Here is a 16,546-nt window from a genome sequence, read left to right on the forward strand (position 1 = left end):
TCCGCCCTTTCCCCAAAACCGGCCGCCTCAAAAAGGCGCGTTCCGGCCCTCACTGCTGCACCCAAACAAAAACCCCTCCGTTGCCGGAGGGGTTTTTCAGGCTTCAGTCGCCTTCGCCGTGTTTTCGGGCCGCTTCCCTCAGACGCGCGAAGATCGCCGCCGGATCTTCCGGCGCCGACACTTCATCAGGCTCGGGATAATCATCCTCATAGAACTCGCCGAGAACGGCATCGGCCTCATCCTCGGCCTCCTCGGCAGGCGCGCTTGTCCCGCCTGCCGCGGCCACTGCCGCCGCTGCGGCCACCACCGTCTCGCGCTGGGCCTGCGGCGCCGGCGTCGCAGCGCCGGAGAATGCCGCTTCGGCATCTTCATAATCTTCCGACACCGAAGAGCGGAAATGCGCAATCACGGTCTCCCCGCCCGTCAGCGTCTGCCCGGCCCAGACATGCGTGCGGATGTCGGCGGGCAGATACACATCACACCAACCGCCCAGCCGCCGCGTGCCGAAACTGCGGCCCAACCGCACCACATCCCCGTGGTCCACCGCCAGTTCGATCCGGGGGCCCAGCCCGCCGGTCGTCAGCACAATGCCGGCCTGCTCCCCCTGGCTTTCAAAGGTCACATAGGCCCGCGTCAGCCCTTCCTGGTCGGGCTTGGGCGAGATCGGCTGGCCCGGCTCGCCCTGCTGCAGGGACACAATCTCCACGCCCCCAGCCATCGGCGCGTAGAGCTTGTTGGTAGAGACCGGCGAAGACGCAATCCGCACCCGCACCAGGCTCTCGCCCTTCAGGCGCAGCGCGGCTGGCGCGTCGCCATATCCCACCGACACCACCACCCCGTCGCACGGCGCCACCACGCCATAGGCGAGGTCCGGCGGCGTGCGCTTGGCCCAGCGCCCGGCGGCCAGCGCTATCGCCATCGCGGCAAATCCCACCCAGAACAGCGGCGCCCAGATCCAGCCCAGCAACAGCGCCGCCAGGAACGCCCCGGCAGCGGCGGCCACGGCCTCCCAGTCAAACACGGTCTTCATCCAGGGCAGCGACTGGCGCTCGAAATCATCGCTCATCGGCTCGCCTCCTCTACAGGTCTGTTTTCGCTGAGAAGTTCAGCGGGCTCGGCGCGGTGCGCCTGACGATGCCACATATCAGCATATTTGCCGCCTTTTGCCAGCAGCCCCTCATGTGTCCCGCGCTCCACGATGCGGCCTGCCTCCAGCACGATAATCTCGTCGGCCGAGATAACCGTGGACAGCCGGTGGGCGACCACCAGCGTTGTCCGGCCAGTTGAAGCCTCTTCCAGCGCCTCCTGAACGGCGGCTTCCGTGGCGCTGTCGAGGGCGCTGGTCGCCTCGTCCAGCACCAGGATCGCCGGGTTCGCAAGGATCACGCGGGCAATGCCCACGCGCTGTTTTTCCCCGCCCGACAGCTTCAGCCCCCGCTCGCCCACGCGCGTGTTCCAGCCATCGGGCAGGCTTTCGATAAAGGTCAAAAGCTGCGCCCGGCGGGCCGCCTCGCGCAGCTCCGCTTCGGTCGCATCCGGGCGCGCATAGGCGATGTTGGCGCGCAGCGTGTCGTTGAACAGCACCACATCCTGCGGCACGAGGCCCAGCGCCGCCCGCAGCGATTCCTGCGTCAGCCCGCGCACATCCTGCCCGTCCACCTTCACCGCGCCCGCATCCACATCATAGAAACGGAACAGCAGTTTCAGCAGGGTGGACTTGCCTGCGCCGGAGGTGCCCACAAAGGCCACCTTTTTCCCCGGCGCCACATCAAAGCTCACCCCCGAAACGCCCACCGCCCGGCCCTCATGGCTGAAGGCCACATTCTCGAAGGTCACATGGCCCTTCGGCGCGGCCAGCGCCTTGGCATCAGGAGCATCCTGCACTTCCGGCACCATGCCCATCAGGCCGTGCAACTTCTCCAGGTCCACCGCCCCCTGCTTGATCTCCCGCCAGGCCCAGCCAAGAATGTTCAGTGGCGCATAGAGCGACAGCAGCATCAGCATCACCGCCGTCAGGTCGCCGATCTGCATCGTGCCCTGAATGACATTCCAGGCCGACAGCACCATCACCGCCAAGAGGCCCAGGTTCATCACCAGCGCCTGCACTGTGTTCAGCACATACATGCTGCGGTTGGTGTCCACATAATGCCTGTTGTAATTGGCCATCGCATCGTCAAACCGGCGGGTTTCGCGGGTTTCGGCGGCGAAGGATTTCACGGTCTCGAAATTGGTCAGAATATCCACCGCCGTAGCCCGGAAATGCGTATCCGCCTCATTCATCTTCCGGCGCTGGCGAACCCGCCATTCGGTGATGATCACCGTGCTGACCACATAAAGCGCAATCGTCGCCACCGCGATCAGCGACAGGCGGACGTCATAGGCAATACCAAGGGCCACCGAGGCCAGGACGAGCCGCACCAGCGTCGGCCCGATATTGAACGCCAGGAAGCGGATCAGATAGTCGATGGCGCTGGCGCCGCGCTCGATGATGCGGTTGAGCGCCCCGGTGCGCCGCGTCTGGTGAAAGCCCAGCGACAGGGCGAGGGAATGGCCGAAGGCGTCCACACTCGCCACCCTTTGGGCGTCCTGGCTGACCGGGGAGAACAGCCAGTCCCGCACCTGCGGCAGGGCGGCGGCGGCAAAGCGCAGGGCCAGGCCATAGGTCAGCCACAGCGCCGCCGTTGCGAAGTTGGCCGCAACGCCCCCCTCCGGCACGGCCTGGTTGATCGCATGGCCCATTACCAGCGGCGAAACCACCTCCAGCACCGAAGCGGCCAGCGTGATGACCACCGCCAGCGCCATCACAGGCCGCCATTTGGCGAGTTCCGGCCGGCCCAGCAGGGTCAGGATGCGTAAAATGGATTTCCACAACCCGCCATCGGCGCTGTCGATACGGTCATGGTTTTCGGGCGCCGGAACGGCAGCATTTGGCGGGCTCATGCCAGCCATATGGCGCTGTTTGCGCCGAAGTGAAACCCGGGCCGGACCGGCGGCCATAGGCCCCGGTGCGAATCGGTCTGGCGAAGTTGCCCCCGGCCACCTATCACTTAGGGGAAAGAATGAGCCGAGAGACTGATAAAATGACAAAAATTCGCTCGATCTGCGTCTATTGCGGCGCCTCCGACGCGGTGGACCCGCGCTATATCCGGCTGGCCGAAGAGCTTGGCCGGGAACTTGCCCGGCGGGGGATCCGCCTCGTCTATGGCGGCGGCGGCGTCGGCCTTATGGGCGCCTGTGCCCGCGCCGCGCATGAGGCTTCCGGCGATGTGCTGGGCATCATGCCCCGCTTCCTCCTGCAGAAAGAACGCATCTACAAGGATGTCGAACACCGCATCGTCGACGACATGCACACCCGCAAGCAGATGATGTTTGACGAGTCCGAGGCCTTCATCGTGCTGCCCGGCGGCATTGGCACGCTGGAAGAGGCCGTGGAAATTCTCTCCTGGGCGCGCCTTGGCCTGCACGCCAAGCCCATGGCCTTTCTGGATGAGGACGGCTTCTGGTCGCCCTTCTTTGAGCTCCTTGAACGGATCATCGAGGGCGGGTTCATCCCTGACGAGTTCCGCCAGATGATGGTTCACAGCAAAACGTCCACTGACGCAATCGAGGCCCTTCTGGACCGGGTTGTGGTGCTGGATATCTGACCGTCAGCCGTGATGGCGCGTGCCGGGATCGAGCCGTTCAAGCTCGGCATGCAGCCATTGGTGATGCTGTTCCAGCCGCGAGACCGCCTCAAGATCGGTCTCGTTGCGGCAGACAAGTTCCTCTCGCCAGGCTGAAAGCACTTTCAGCTGCGACCGCAACCAGCACAGCATCTGGATATCATCAATGGGCATGCAGATCATGGGTTTCTCCTTAGCCAAGGCTCGGCGCACCAGAACAAACATGAGAACGATTCTCAATTTAGTTCTCGCAAAGGTTCGCCACTTTTGCAAGTCATTCTCATTCTTTCTCCGGATGAAAAATTCGTCACCTGAACGCCCCTTCTCCCCAAAGGGAGGCCGCTCAGAGGAGTCCTCAAGGACGCTGCAGACAGCGGCAGCGCACATCCACCGCGGGTCACCGCACGGACAGGCCGGGACAGATCCCGGACAGTTTCGGACAGTTTCGGACAGTTTCGGACAATCATAGACATTTCTGGTCACGTCCGGCAGCGCAGAAACGGAGGGCGCGGTGCTGTTCGGCAGCGGTGACGTTTGCGGTTGGACCGCGCGCACTCAGACCCCTGGGCGGGTCTGCCGGGATCTCTGCCAGACGGCAAATTTGAGGAGGCCAGCCATCACCGTCAGCGCCGCGATGCACCCGAAGATCAGGACAGGCTGCTCGCCTTTAAGCGTGCGCCCCAGATAGCCGTTGAGGAAGATGAGCCAGATATACCAGCCCCCGGCTATGTGCAGCCGTTTCCAGTTCCGGCCGAGCCGCCTGACGGACCAGTCATTAGAGGTCATCGCCATAAGGCCGATGATGACATAGCCCAGACCGCCACCAATGATCCTGACCAAGCCGGGATCTTCGCCGCTGAGGATGAAATAGCTGGTCAGAACACCCAGGTGGATGAAATGGGCCAGCGCGAAGGCCAGCCCCATGTTGCGCCGGTTCCTCAAGAGGTAATGCGAAAAGGGAGTTGGCCAGGTCCGGAACAGAGCAGACGCCGCAAAGGCCGCGAGGAAGAAGAAGACGCTGGTACGCGCAGTCAGCCGCGTCAGCTCCAGCACCCCCTGCTCCGTCAGCCCAAGCGTCCAGATGCACAGCCCTGCCCAGAGGGCCGTCAAGGCCAGCACGAGCATGTACGGCAGGAGTGACAGGCGGGGGCGGGACGGCATATTTTGCTCCAATTCGTACAATCTGTATAATCTCTAAGTCACACCTCATAATTATACAATCTGTATAAAATGAACCCGCCAGACCGCCCCGCCTCACCCAAGGCTGCCCCACGCAGCCGCGCGCAGAAGCCCTCCCGCAACCGGGAGCGGCTTGTAGCGGCCGCGCGGCAACTGTTCGGTGCAAAGGGCTATGCCGCCACCGGCACGGAGGAAATTGTGGCGGCCGCCGGAATAACCCGCGGCGCGTTATATTATCAGTTTGCAGACAAAACAGACCTCTTTAGGGCGGTTCTGGAACAGGCCTTGCGCGAAATCGGCGAGGAAACGTTCCACACCACCATGACCAGCGTTGCCCATGACCGGGAAGACCTTGAAGTCGGTACGCAAGTGATGCTCGACATATTCTCACGCCCGGACATCGAGCGCATCGTTTTGCTGGATGGTCCGGCGGTCCTCGGCTGGTCAACCTGGCGGGAAATCCAGCGCCCCCTGCATCTGGCTCTGATCGGCCATGCGCTCCAGCACCTCGTGGATGAAGGGCTTATCCCGCTCCAACCGCTCGAACCCCTGGCCGATGTGATTTCCGGCGCCGCGATGCAGGCGGCCCTGGCGATTGCCACTGCGCAGAACCCGAAACAGGCCCGGAAGATATATGGGGCAAGCCTTTCCCAATTGCTGCAACGCCTTGTGAGCAAACCCTGAGCGCTTCCCCCACTGCACCTATGATCAGTAAGCGCACAAAAATAACCCCACCTGCCCGGAGGCAGATGGGGCCTGAGTTTTCCCTACGCAGCAGGAAAGGTGTCAGACGTTCTCGAACTGGTTCATGGTGTTGTGCTCGCCGCTGGCTTTCAGGGCGCGCTCACCGGCAACCATTTCCTTGAACGTATCGCCAAGGTCCGAGCCGACTTCGTGCTGGTGTTTCACAGCCGAGACGTTGTTGCGGATTTCCTGGCGCTGAATGGTTTTCACATAGGCGGCCATCTTGTCTTCGCCGAAATAACCGCGCGAGAGCTGGTCCGTGGCGAAGGCCGTCATGTGGAAGGTGGGCAGCGTGATCAGGTTGTGGAACACGCCGGCACGTTCGGAGATGTCATACTGGAAGCGCTTCAGGCGCTCATCGGCTTCCTTGCCCAGCGGGGTGTCGTCATACTTGGCCGACATAAGCTCCGCTTCCGGATATTCGCCCTCGGCAATCTTGCCTTCGGCCGCCCATGCCTTGCGGACCTGTTTGCGCAGGTTGAGCGTCCAGTTGAACGACGGCGAGTTGTTATAGGTGAGCTTCGCATCGGGAACAGCGGCTTTCACGCGGTTCACGAGGCCGGCAATCACGTCCACATCCGGCGTATCGGTCTCGATCCAGAGAAGGTCTGCGCCGCCAAGGGTGAGGTTGGCGATACAGTCTTCCACAACGCGGTCTGCGCCGGTGTTTTCACGGAACTTGAAGAGGCCGTTGGGCAGTCGGACGGGCTTCACGAGGCGGCCACCCTGCTGCAGGGCAAGGTCGCCCTCTTTCAGCGGGTTGGCAGGCGTGATCTCTTCAACTTCGAGCCATTTGGTGTATTCCGAAGCAAGGTCGCCGGCATGCTGGGAGACCGGCACCTTCTGCGTCAGGCCAGCACCGAGACTGTCCGTGCGGGCCACGATAACGCCATCATCCACGCCGAGTTCCTCGAAGGCGAGGCGGCAGGCACGCAGCTTCTCGATAAAGTCTTCACGCGGAACAGTGACTTTGCCATCCTGGTGGCCGCACTGTTTGGCGTCCGACACCTGGTTCTCGATCTGGATGCAGCAAGCGCCTGCCTTGATAAGCTCTTTCGCGAGCAGATAGGTGGCGTGCTCGTTGCCAAAGCCGGCGTCGATATCGGCGATGATCGGAACGACGTGAGATTCGAAATTGTCGATACGCTGGATGATCGTCTCGATCACGTCAGCCGGCGCGCCTTTCTCACGAGCCGCTTTCAGCTCACGGAAGAGATCGTTCAGAGCTACTTCATCGGCCTGGCGCAGGGAGACGTAGATTTCCTCGATCAGGTCTGCGACCGAGGTTTTCTCGTGCATCGACTGATCCGGCAGGTGGCCGAAGCGGTTGCGCAGGCCGGCAACCATCCAGCCGGAGAGATAGACATAAGTGCCCTTGGCGGTGCCCTTCATACGCTTGACGGCCTTGATCATCTGCTGGGCATGAAAGCCCGACCAGCAGCCGAGCGACTGGGTGAATTTGGAATGATCCTTGTCATAGGCGGCCATATCGGCGCGCATCACACCGGCCATCTCGCGGGCAATGTCGAGATGGGTGTTGTAGGTGTTCTGCATTTTCAGCTGGACGATATCGTCAACCGTGACGCCGCCGGGCGCCTGGCCGGTGGGGTAACGTTTCTGAACCTGGGCGCGCAGCTCAGCATAAGTGGGTCGTTTGGACATGAGAGGATCTCCCTGGAGAAAGTTCTGATTAGTGTGTTGACGGATCATGCAAGGGTGCGCAGCGCTTCATAGGCGGGCAGCGTCAGGAAATCGGCGAGGTCTTCGGAAGTTGCGGTGTTGGTGAAGATTTCGGCGGCGATGTCATAGCGGCCCGCCTTGAAGCCATTATCACCGAGGGCAGCGCGCACCTTGCCGAGTTCATCAGCGAGGATTTCCTGGAACCATTCCTTCGTGAAGGCGCGGGCGGCGCCATCAGCGCCGATCACCTGCGCGCCATGATAAATCCACTGCCAGATCTGGCTGCGGGAAATTTCGGCGGTGGCGGCATCTTCCATCAGGTTGTGGATCGGCACGGCGCCGCGGCCATTCAGCCAGGCAGCGGTGTATTCGATGCCGACGGACACATTTGTGCGCACGCCCGCTTCGGTGATCTCGCCTGTGTGGGGCTTCAGCAGCGCCGCCTGGCTGATCGGCGGGAAGCAGCGCTGACCGAGCACCTGGTTGCCGAGCGGCATATGCGCGTTGAACACTTCCATCGCGACCGGGACAAGCGCCGGGTGAGCCACCCATGTGCCATCATGGCCATTCTTCACTTCACGGAGCTTATCCGCTCGGACCTTGGCGAAGGCAGCATCATTGGCCGCTTCGTCATTCTTCACCGGGATTTGCGCCGCCATGCCGCCCATGGCATGGGCCCGGCGCCGGTGGCAGGTCTTGATGAGGAGCAGCGAATAGGCGTTGAGGAACGCCCGGTCCATGCCAACCTGAGCGCGGTCCGGCAGTACGAAATCCGGGTTCTTCCGCAGGGTCTTGATATAGGAGAAGATGTAATCCCAGCGGCCACAGTTCAGGCCGGCAATGTGACGGCGCAGCTCGTAAAGAATCTCGTCCATCTCGAAGGCGGCAGGCAATGTCTCGATAAGGACGGTTGCCTTGATCGACCCGGTGGGAATGCCGATTTCGCCTTGTGCGTACGCGAACACGTCGTCCCAGAGGCGGGCTTCCAGATGGCTCTCCATCTTGGGAAGATAGTAGAACGGGCCAATGCCGGCATCGAACAGCATCTTGCCATTGTGATAGAAATGCAGGCCGAAATCGAACAGGCTGGCCGAGACCGGGCAGCCATCGACGAGCACGTGCGCCTCTTCCATATGCCACCCGCGCGGACGGACGATCATGACGGCAACTTTTTCATTCAGCGTGTAGGATTTGCCCGACGCAGCGTCCGTATAAGCGAGCTTGCCGCGGGCGAAGTCCTGCATGTTGACCTGGCCGTCGATCATGTTGGCAAAGGTCGGCGAGGAAGCGTCCTCGAAATCGGCCATGAACATCTTGGCGCCGGAGTTCAGCGCATTGATCATCATCTTGCGGTCAACCGGGCCTGTGATCTCGACCGAACGATCGAGCAGAACGGACGGAACCGGATCGACTTCCCAATGGCCGTTGCGGATAACCTTTGTCTCAGGCAGGAAATCGGGCAGTTCGCCAGCATCAAACCGCGCCTGGCGTTCCTTCCGCAGGCTGAGCAGCTCGCGGCGGCGGGCGCCAAAGCGGCGCTCCAGGGCCTCGATGAAGGCGAGTGCCTGCGGGGTCAGCACGCGGTCTACACCGGCGGCCTTGCCCTTCACGTCGATCTTCGCGCGGGCCGCGGAAGGCTGTTCAAGTGTGGCAGCGATGGACATGGCCGGTTCTCCCTGGATGTCTTAATTCTTGACACAACCATATTTACAGATCGCCGAAGGATCGAGTACCTTTCTGTTTCCATTGGGTTTTTATGTTTACGTTGTAACAAGAACCCTGTGTCACTTGTAACTTTTGTAAACTTAGCCGGGGTGCCTGATGGCCGAGCGCAAGGAAAAAACCCTTATCGGCCCGCGTATTCGGCGGCTGCGGCGCACGCTGGGCATCACCCAGGCGCAGATGGCCGAAGACCTTGGCGTGTCGGCAAGTTACATCAACCTGATCGAGGGCAACCAGCGCCCGATCAGCGCCAATCTCTTGTTAACTCTGGCACGGGTTTACGACTTTGACATTTCCGATGTCGGCGGGATGGGCGATGCGCGGCTCGTATCGGAACTGATGGAGGTCATCCGCGATCCGGTGCTGGAGGCTGGCCAGGTCGGCAAGAATGATGTCGAGGATATCGTCAATGCGAGCCCGGACATCGCGCGCGCCTTTGTGCACCTCTATGACAAATACAGGGAACTGGCGCTGCGCACCTATTCGGACAATAATCCGCTGACAGACCGGGAGAAGGTGGAGCTTTTGGAAGAGTCTGCGCGCAGCGTGGAATCCGTGCGCCAGATGCTGCAGGACTACCGGAACTATTTCCCGGAGCTGGACGAGGCGGCGGAAACCTTTTCGGCGGAGCTATCGACCATACATGAAGATCCGTATGCGGCGATGATCCAGCGGCTGAAGGGTCAGCATGGGCTGCGCGTGCGGGTGGTGCCGTATGATATCATGCCCAACACGCTGCGCTATTATGACCGGCACAAGCGCGGGATTGATCTTTCCGAACTGCTGCCCCAGTCGGGCCGGCGGTTCCAGCTAGCCTTCCAGCTGGGGATGCTGGAGTTCGGGGAGCTGATCGATTCTTATGTGATGAAGGCCGGCTTTACAGACCGGGACGCCATCGGCCTGGCTCGCGTCAGCCTTGCCAACTATTTCGCCGCCGCCGTGCTGATGCCCTATCATTCCTTCCTGCGCGAAGCAGAGAAGACGAAATATGATGTGCAACTGCTCAGCCACCGCTTCAATACGAGCTTCGAACAGACGGCCCACCGGCTGACGACACTGCAGAAGCCGGATGCGCGCGGTATTCCCTTCTTCTTCGTGCGTATCGACACGGCGGGGAACGTTTCCAAACGCTTCAGCGCAGGGCGGTTTCACTTTTCGAAGTTTGGCGGCGCTTGCCCGCTCTGGAACATTCATGAATGCTTCGAATCGCCAGGCCGTATCCGTACACAGATCATCCAGATGCCGGATGATACGACTTATTTCTCCATCGCCCGCACGATCACCCGCACCGATGGCTTCTATGACAAGCCGGGCCCGAAGCTGGCCATCGGGCTTGGCTGTGACATCGCCTATGCAAAACGCCTCGTCTACGCGGCCGACCATAATCTGGAAAAGGCCGAGCCGACCCCCATCGGCGTCAACTGCTACCTTTGCGAGCGGCAGAACTGCGCCTCTCGCGCCCATGCCCCGCTGAGCCGCAAGCTGGTTTTCGACGAACGCGCCCGCGGCATCTCACTCTACCGCTTCCAGGATGATTAGGGCGTCACGCAAGCTTTGGCGCGTGCGACCCCCGGCAGGACAGCCGCCACTTCCCGGACACGGTCCGTTGCAACAAGTTGCACGCCTTGCGTGATGCGGCGATAAAGCGTGTCGTCGCCCAGCATCCGGATCCGGCTGTCCCAGGATCCCGTCCACCAGCCAAGCGGCGCAAAGGCGGACTCAACGCCTTCGGCCGCCAGCGCCGCATAGAAATCCGGGTTCGGAACTTCCGTACCGCCCCAGGAGAGGATGTGGGAGAGATCGACATCGGCTTCGCGCAGCGTGGTGAGGTCTTCAAGCTTCTCTATCGGCGTCACGATCATCGCTTCGGGCGCGAGCCGATAGACAAGGGCTGCGTCCTCCAGCGAGTAAGTGGCGAAGACGACGCGGGCAAACGCATTCTGCGTCCTCACCGCATCCACCAGATCCTCATAGGTTGTTTCCGCTTTGCGATCGAGCGCAAGCAGAGCGCGCCCTTCGCTCCAGCTTAGCGTGTCCGTCAGCGTCGGAATCCGGAACTGCGTGAGGGTTCCGTCATTGTCCACGAGGAAAAGTTCGCGCAGCCGCTCGAATATCATGCTGCGCACCTCGCCCTCTCCGTCAGTGGTCCGCGCGAGGGTGTCATCATGCATCAGGACGAGGACGCCATCGGCACTTTTCTGGACGTCCACCTCCAGCAGGGCGGGCACTTCCGAAACTGTGTGGGCAAAGGTTTCCAGCGCATTCTCGGGATAGCCGGGCACCGGACCGCCCCGATGGCCGCTGATAATCACGGCGTCGTTCTCGCGCAGGCAATCGAAGAAGCCGGGCATGTCGCCCGCCGCCGATACCAGGGGGAAGGACACCGGTCCGGCCAGCGCCTCAGGCGCATCCGGGGCGCTGGCGCAGGCTGCAAACAGGCTGGCGCCGGCCAGAAGAAGGTTGTTCCTGAACATGATCATTCCCTCAATAGCGGACCGACAGGCGAAGCTGAGCGGTGCGGCCATAGGTCGAGTCGCCCAGTTTTTCCTCATAGAACTTATCGGTAATGTTGTGGATCTTTGCAGCCAGGCTCACCCGGTCGGTCACATCCCACACGGCAGAAACGCTATAGAGCGAATAGCCGGGCATGACATAGCTGCTCGGATAATCGCTGAAAAATTCGTCGCGCCAATAGCCATCCACAGTAAGCGCCAGCTTGCTCATGGGACGGACAGTTACAGCAGCGCTGGCTTCATGTTTGGGGCGTCCAAAAAGCTGTGTACCCACGGAACGCTGAGAGACATCCAGATAGGTATAGGCGCCGCGCAGATCGATCCAGGATGCAGGTGACACACGCAGATCAAGCTCGACCCCGGACATATCGACAGGGCTCTGAATATTCTGCGGGGAAGACTTTCCCGTCAGCGGGTTGAAGATAGAGAAGATGCCGTCATCGGCAACGCCGTCGAAATAGGTAACGCTCCAGCCCGCCAGACCGCTCTCCAGGCGCTGATCAATGCCGATGTCCGCCATCCAGCTGGACTCCGGCTGGAGGTCCGGGTTGCCTTCATAGGTCGCTGACGAGCCGAGCAGCTGGCGCAGGCCGGGGGCTTCGGCCCCTTCACCATATGACGCGCGCAGTTTCGTATCGATGCCGGGAAGGTCAAACGCATCCGGCAGGTTGTAGGCGGCCGTCAGGCGGTGGGTGAATTCACCCCCGAATTTCTCATTGTCGTCATAGCGCGCCGCACCGGAAAGGAAGAGGCCTTTGAGGACTTCAAAATTCACCTCGGCAAAGGCCGCCGTGTTGGAAATGCCATCATCGATCAGCGCATAGCCCGCGCCGACGGGTTGTTCGAACACGGCCTGTTCATCGCGGTACTCGGCCCCGCCTACGAAGGTCACGCGCTCGGCCGGCCGCCAGGTGGCGTAGTAGATGCCCTCAACGGTGCGGCCTTCGCTTTCCTGCTCCGTACCCGGCGCGGTGTAGACATCCTGCAGATCGACAATGGATACCTGCGCCGTGTGATCCAGCTTACCGTCAAAGGTCTTCCAGACGCCCTTGACCGCGCCGAAGAGTTGTTGGCTTTCATTCTGCCCTTCGCTGTCCTGGAAAAGATATGCCGGCAGCCCCAACGGATTGTTCGCCGGCAGATAATTGGCGTCGATCTCGTTCATCGCATCGGTATAGCGCACCCATGCACTCAGCTCGGTATTCGTGGTTGGCCGCACTTCTCCGCGCAGTTGGGCTGTGAAGTTCTCATAGCCATCACGCTCGACATTGCCCGGCGGGCGGCTGGAGAGCGAGATACCTGCCGTGTCATAATAGGAAAGGCTGCCGGACACGCCATATGTGTCGTTGCCCTGCTGGGCGCCAGCGGTCAGCTCATAGGTGCTGTTATCGCCAACCATCGCAGAGCCACGCACTTCCAGAGGCCCATTCGGGCGCTTGGTGATCACATTGATGACACCGGCCACAGCATCGGCTCCGTAGACGCCCGATTGCGGCCCGCGCAGAACTTCCACACGCTCGACATTGTCCAGGAAAAGGTGGTCGATACCGAACTGGTTGTCCGCTTCGGAGGGATTGTTGACCTTCACGCCATCAATCAGCACAAGGACATGCTTGGTGGTGAAACCCCGCATCCGGACCTGCGTGTTTTGCCCCACCCCACCCGAGCGGGTGATCGCAACGCCGGGAATACGCTCCAGCGCCTCATCAAGCGTTGCCAGCTGCTGCAACTCGATCTCGGCGGCATCGAGAATGCTGATCGCGTCGCCCATCTGGCTGACGGGAACTGCAGACCGTGAAGATGAAACGATAACCTGCTCCATTTTCAGCGCCTCCTCCTCCTGGGCCAGGGCGAGGCCGTGAGACAGGGTTGAAACAGACAAGGCGCACAGAAGCGATGTTCGGAAGGAAAAGGCAGACATGGTTGACACCCCAGAAGCTGAATTTCTGAGGTGCCGATTACAGGGGCGGCGCGACGGTGATTTTGCATTTGCGTGAACAATCCATAATCGCGGCGCCTCAAATCACCTGACCGTCACAAAAATGATTACGGGAGCGGATAATGTCGTCTGACTGGAACCGCGTGAATATATCTGGCCGGGGTGACCGATGGAGAGGCTTCAGCAGACCGGTTGGGCCGGAATGATCATCAATCTGCGCCGCAGTCAGGGATTATCCCAGCGGGCGCTGGCAAATCTTCTAGAAGTTGACCAAACCAGCGTGTCACGCTGGGAGCGCGGCGCCGGGCTTCCCAGCGCAAAGCTGCGCCGCCGGATGCGTGACATGATGCGTCAAAATCCTGCCAATAAACTTGATACTCTGGCAAAACTCCGGGTGCAGATGTCGGACTGGCCATCCACCTTGTTGCGGCAGGGCGCCATTCTTCTCGAGATGAGCCGCAGGGTCCCTGCCGAAGTTTCGGTGGAAAAGCTGCTGAAAGGCAAAAGCCTCTACGGCCAGTTCGGCGAGGAGGCTGACGAGCAGGTATTCGCCTGGGAACGTTCAGGAATTTTCTCGGGCGAACTCGCCATGACGGTGTCCCTGAACCGGATCGTCACCCCCTCCGGCCCGGTTTACTTCCGCGGCATGGATACACCGCACATCTGCTCTGGCGGGGAGATATGGTGCCTGTGCGAAATCCGCCGGCTGAGCGAGGATGAATACGAGACCTCGCTGCGCCAGATGGGCGGCGCGTTGATGTCAATCCCATTTGACGAGCTTGGCTGAACCGCGCCTCACTCCGGAAGGATGTCGCGCAGCACGCGGACGAGGGACGTGTCCATCATCGGTTTACGGACGAGCGCAATAAAGCCGGCCCGGTGGGCGGCGGCTTCCAGCGTGGGAAGCTCCCAGCCGGAAATCATGATGGCGGGCGTATCGATCCCCTTCTCCCGCAGGGCGGAGAGCAAGGCAAACCCATCCATGCCATCCAGCTTCAGATCGATCACGAAGCAGTCAAAATCGCCTGGCTGTACGTCCACCAGCAACTCGTCCGCCCCGGTGAAAGTATCCACGGAGAAGCCCCGCGCACCCAGAAGCAGGCGCAGAGACTGACGCACAGCAGGGCTGTCATCGACAACTGCGATGCGGCGGGGGGGATGAACTGGCAAAGGCTTTGCGGTGGCGCTCACATCACTCTCCGGCACTCCGGGAGCTCGGAACCTGCACGGGATTCCCTCAGCAGTCTGTAGGTAGAAGCCCCTAAAAGCTGCTGTTTATTCAATGCCAAAGCCTGCGGCGAAGGCGATTCTCAGAACGGTTGAAAGATTGGATGCGCCCATCTTTTCCATCACATTCGCCCGGTGAATCTCAACCGTACGCGGTGAAATATCCAGCGAGATGGCAATCTCCTTATTGGTCTGGCCATCGACCAGGCCCAGCAGGACTTCCTTCTCGCGCGCCGTGAGGTGTTCGATCAGACCCCGGGCCTCATCGGCCAGCACCTCTTCCTTGCGGCGCGCCTCCAGACGCTCGAAAGCGCGGGTCAGCGCTTCTACCAGCGTCTGCTTGGCATAAGGCTTTTCAACGAAGTCGACAGCGCCGGCCTTCATGGCGCGAACGGCCACGGCGACATCGCCATGCCCGGTCAGGACAATCACCGGCATCGCCACACCGCGCTCATTGAGAACTTCCTGCACCTGCAGCCCGTCCATTTTAGGCATCTGCACGTCGAGCAGGATGCAGCCTTTCTCGGCCTCCTCAACCTGATCAAGGAAGGTCACGCCATCGACATAGGTTTTCACGCGGAATCCGGCATGACGCAGCATGAAGCTCGCCGAATGGCGGATGGCTTCATCATCATCGACCAGATGGATAAGGCGGGTATCAGTCATGATACTGATTTAGCAGCATCTTTTCTCAGTGTGAACCGAAAACAGGTGCCTCCTTCGGGCGGCGTAATGGCGCGGATGGTCCCGCCATGCGCCTCCACGATGGTCTGGCAGATCGACAGGCCAAGTCCCATGCCCTGGGATTTGGTCGTGGCGAAGGGCTTGAAGATGTTCTCACGCAGCTCCTGGGTAAGCCCCGGCCCATTGTCGCAGACCTCGACAGCCACAAAGCCCGGCTCGTCGGCAAGAAAGACGCGCACGGTAATGCGGGCGTTCTGGGTGTTGGAGAGGGCATCCATCGCATTGCGGATGAGATTGATGACCACCTGCTGGATCTGGATGGGATCGCCCATCACAAGGTCGGCATCCTCATCCTGTTCAAGCTTGATCGGTATATCCGCCAGATCGCGGGAGAGCTTGGAAAGCGCGATGGCGTCAGCCAGCAGAGGGCTGAGGCTGAGCGGGCGGGCATCGACCTCGCCGCGCGAGACATAGGACCGCAGCTTGCGAACGATTTCACCGGCCCGGACAGCCTGCCGGGCCGCTTCGGTGAGCGCCTCCCGCAGGATCTCCTGCGTCTCGGGGTCGGGCGACTCAATCAGGTCGCGGCTGGCTTCGAGATAGTTCGCCACAGCCGTTAGCGGCTGGTTGAGTTCATGCGCCAGCGCAGAGGCCATCGTGCCCACGGCGCTGAGGCGGGAGAAATGGACCAGTTCCGACTGCATTTCCTGCATCCGCAGCTCGGATCGCTGCTGCTCTGTCAGGTCACGGATGAACGCGGTGAAGAGAAAATGATCCCCGATTCGCGCCTCCCCGATTTTCAGGTCGATCGGGAACTGTGTGCCGTCAGCGCGCGATGCGATCACCACCCTGCCCTTGCCGATGATCTGGCGTTCGCCGGTGCGCAGGTAATTGCCGATATAATTGTCGTGGTTGGCCTTGTCGCGGCCAGCCATCAGCATGTTGACCGGCTGGCCGATGACCTCTTTGGCCTTGAAGCCGAAGAGCGCCTCTGCGGCCCGGCTGAAGGCCAGAATCTTCCCGGACTCGTCGGTCACCACCATACCATCCGGCACAGAAGCCAGGATCGAGGCGAGGTGCAGCTGGAGGGTCTCCCCATCCAGCAGGTTCACAGGCGCCTGCGTCGTTTTCGGCGTGTCGCTCATCCGTCAAGATCCATCCGGCAATGCCCCCTTCACTGCCCTCTGCCGCCGCGC

The 16,546-nt window shown here is 61.2% G+C and carries 15 protein-coding genes; 4 read left to right on the top strand and 11 right to left on the bottom strand.

Annotated elements, in window-relative coordinates; all coding sequences use genetic code 11:
* Positions 1-103: 103 nt before the first annotated feature.
* A complete protein-coding gene (locus ACQKI2_RS12095) occupies positions 104-1,066 on the bottom strand; it encodes a phosphatidylserine decarboxylase (RefSeq protein ID WP_427379923.1) in 963 nt (320 codons plus the stop codon).
* On the bottom strand, positions 1,063-2,949 hold the full coding sequence (locus ACQKI2_RS12100) for an ABCB family ABC transporter ATP-binding protein/permease (protein WP_427379924.1): 1,887 nt from the start codon (positions 2,947-2,949) through the stop codon (positions 1,063-1,065). The genes ACQKI2_RS12095 and ACQKI2_RS12100 overlap by 4 nt, the downstream gene beginning before the upstream one ends.
* Positions 2,950-3,080: 131 nt before the next feature.
* Here ACQKI2_RS12100 and ACQKI2_RS12105 point away from each other — a divergent pair, with 131 nt between their 5' ends.
* Positions 3,081-3,644, top strand: coding sequence for a TIGR00730 family Rossman fold protein (locus ACQKI2_RS12105; protein ID WP_427379925.1), 564 nt, complete (start codon positions 3,081-3,083; stop codon positions 3,642-3,644).
* A gap of 3 nt (positions 3,645-3,647) precedes the next feature.
* On the opposite strand, the gene ACQKI2_RS12110 is transcribed toward ACQKI2_RS12105, so the two are convergent.
* Positions 3,648-3,845 carry a hypothetical protein gene (locus tag ACQKI2_RS12110; protein ID WP_427379926.1) on the bottom strand — a complete coding sequence of 66 codons (198 nt, stop codon included), beginning with the start codon at positions 3,843-3,845 and terminating at the stop codon, positions 3,648-3,650.
* Positions 3,846-4,217: 372 nt separating this feature from the next.
* Positions 4,218-4,823 (bottom strand): hypothetical protein, encoded by a 606-nt coding sequence (locus ACQKI2_RS12115; RefSeq protein ID WP_427379927.1) that lies wholly within the window; start codon positions 4,821-4,823, stop codon positions 4,218-4,220.
* A 69-nt stretch (positions 4,824-4,892) separates the two neighbouring features.
* Between ACQKI2_RS12115 and ACQKI2_RS12120 the strand changes: the two genes are divergently transcribed.
* Positions 4,893-5,525 (top strand): TetR/AcrR family transcriptional regulator, encoded by a 633-nt coding sequence (locus ACQKI2_RS12120; RefSeq protein ID WP_427379928.1) that lies wholly within the window; start codon positions 4,893-4,895, stop codon positions 5,523-5,525.
* A gap of 102 nt (positions 5,526-5,627) precedes the next feature.
* Here ACQKI2_RS12120 and ACQKI2_RS12125 read toward each other — a convergent pair whose 3' ends face one another.
* Complete coding sequence (locus ACQKI2_RS12125; RefSeq protein ID WP_427379929.1) at positions 5,628-7,247, bottom strand: isocitrate lyase; 1,620 nt, start codon at positions 7,245-7,247, stop codon at positions 5,628-5,630.
* 44 nt (positions 7,248-7,291) lie between these two features.
* On the bottom strand, positions 7,292-8,929 hold the full coding sequence (gene aceB / locus ACQKI2_RS12130; RefSeq protein ID WP_427379930.1) for a malate synthase A: 1,638 nt from the start codon (positions 8,927-8,929) through the stop codon (positions 7,292-7,294).
* Positions 8,930-9,086: 157 nt separating this feature from the next.
* On the opposite strand from aceB, the gene ACQKI2_RS12135 reads away from it, so the two are divergent.
* A complete protein-coding gene (locus ACQKI2_RS12135) occupies positions 9,087-10,526 on the top strand; it encodes a short-chain fatty acyl-CoA regulator family protein (protein ID WP_427379931.1) in 1,440 nt (479 codons plus the stop codon).
* Here the strand turns inward: ACQKI2_RS12135 and ACQKI2_RS12140 are convergent.
* Together ACQKI2_RS12140 and ACQKI2_RS12145 are read right to left on the bottom strand one after the other, a co-directional pair.
* Positions 10,523-11,461, bottom strand: a complete 939-nt coding sequence (locus tag ACQKI2_RS12140) for a glycerophosphodiester phosphodiesterase family protein (RefSeq protein ID WP_427379932.1) — start codon at positions 11,459-11,461, stop codon at positions 10,523-10,525. The two genes, ACQKI2_RS12135 and ACQKI2_RS12140, sit on opposite strands and share 4 nt — an antisense overlap.
* Positions 11,462-11,471: 10 nt before the next feature.
* Positions 11,472-13,322, bottom strand: coding sequence for a TonB-dependent receptor plug domain-containing protein (locus ACQKI2_RS12145; protein WP_427379933.1), 1,851 nt, complete (start codon positions 13,320-13,322; stop codon positions 11,472-11,474).
* Positions 13,323-13,641: 319 nt separating this feature from the next.
* Here ACQKI2_RS12145 and ACQKI2_RS12150 point away from each other — a divergent pair, with 319 nt between their 5' ends.
* A complete protein-coding gene (locus tag ACQKI2_RS12150) occupies positions 13,642-14,226 on the top strand; it encodes a helix-turn-helix domain-containing protein (RefSeq protein ID WP_035601487.1) in 585 nt (194 codons plus the stop codon).
* 8 nt (positions 14,227-14,234) lie between these two features.
* Here ACQKI2_RS12150 and ACQKI2_RS12155 read toward each other — a convergent pair whose 3' ends face one another.
* The 3 genes from ACQKI2_RS12155 to ACQKI2_RS12165 all read right to left on the bottom strand — a co-directional run bounded on the left by ACQKI2_RS12155 (position 14,235) and on the right by ACQKI2_RS12165 (position 16,495).
* On the bottom strand, positions 14,235-14,630 hold the full coding sequence (locus ACQKI2_RS12155; protein ID WP_427379934.1) for a response regulator: 396 nt from the start codon (positions 14,628-14,630) through the stop codon (positions 14,235-14,237).
* 84 nt (positions 14,631-14,714) lie between these two features.
* Positions 14,715-15,332: a response regulator transcription factor gene (locus ACQKI2_RS12160; RefSeq protein ID WP_035601490.1), complete on the bottom strand. Its 618-nt coding sequence runs from the start codon at positions 15,330-15,332 to the stop codon at positions 14,715-14,717.
* A complete protein-coding gene (locus ACQKI2_RS12165; RefSeq protein WP_427379935.1) occupies positions 15,329-16,495 on the bottom strand; it encodes a PAS domain-containing sensor histidine kinase in 1,167 nt (388 codons plus the stop codon). Before ACQKI2_RS12165 ends, ACQKI2_RS12160 begins: the two co-directional genes overlap by 4 nt.
* Between the last annotated feature and the right edge of the window lie 51 nt (positions 16,496-16,546).

It is taken from the genome of Hyphomonas sp. NPDC076881 (assembly GCF_050269995.1).
Classification (GTDB): domain Bacteria; phylum Pseudomonadota; class Alphaproteobacteria; order Caulobacterales; family Hyphomonadaceae; genus Hyphomonas.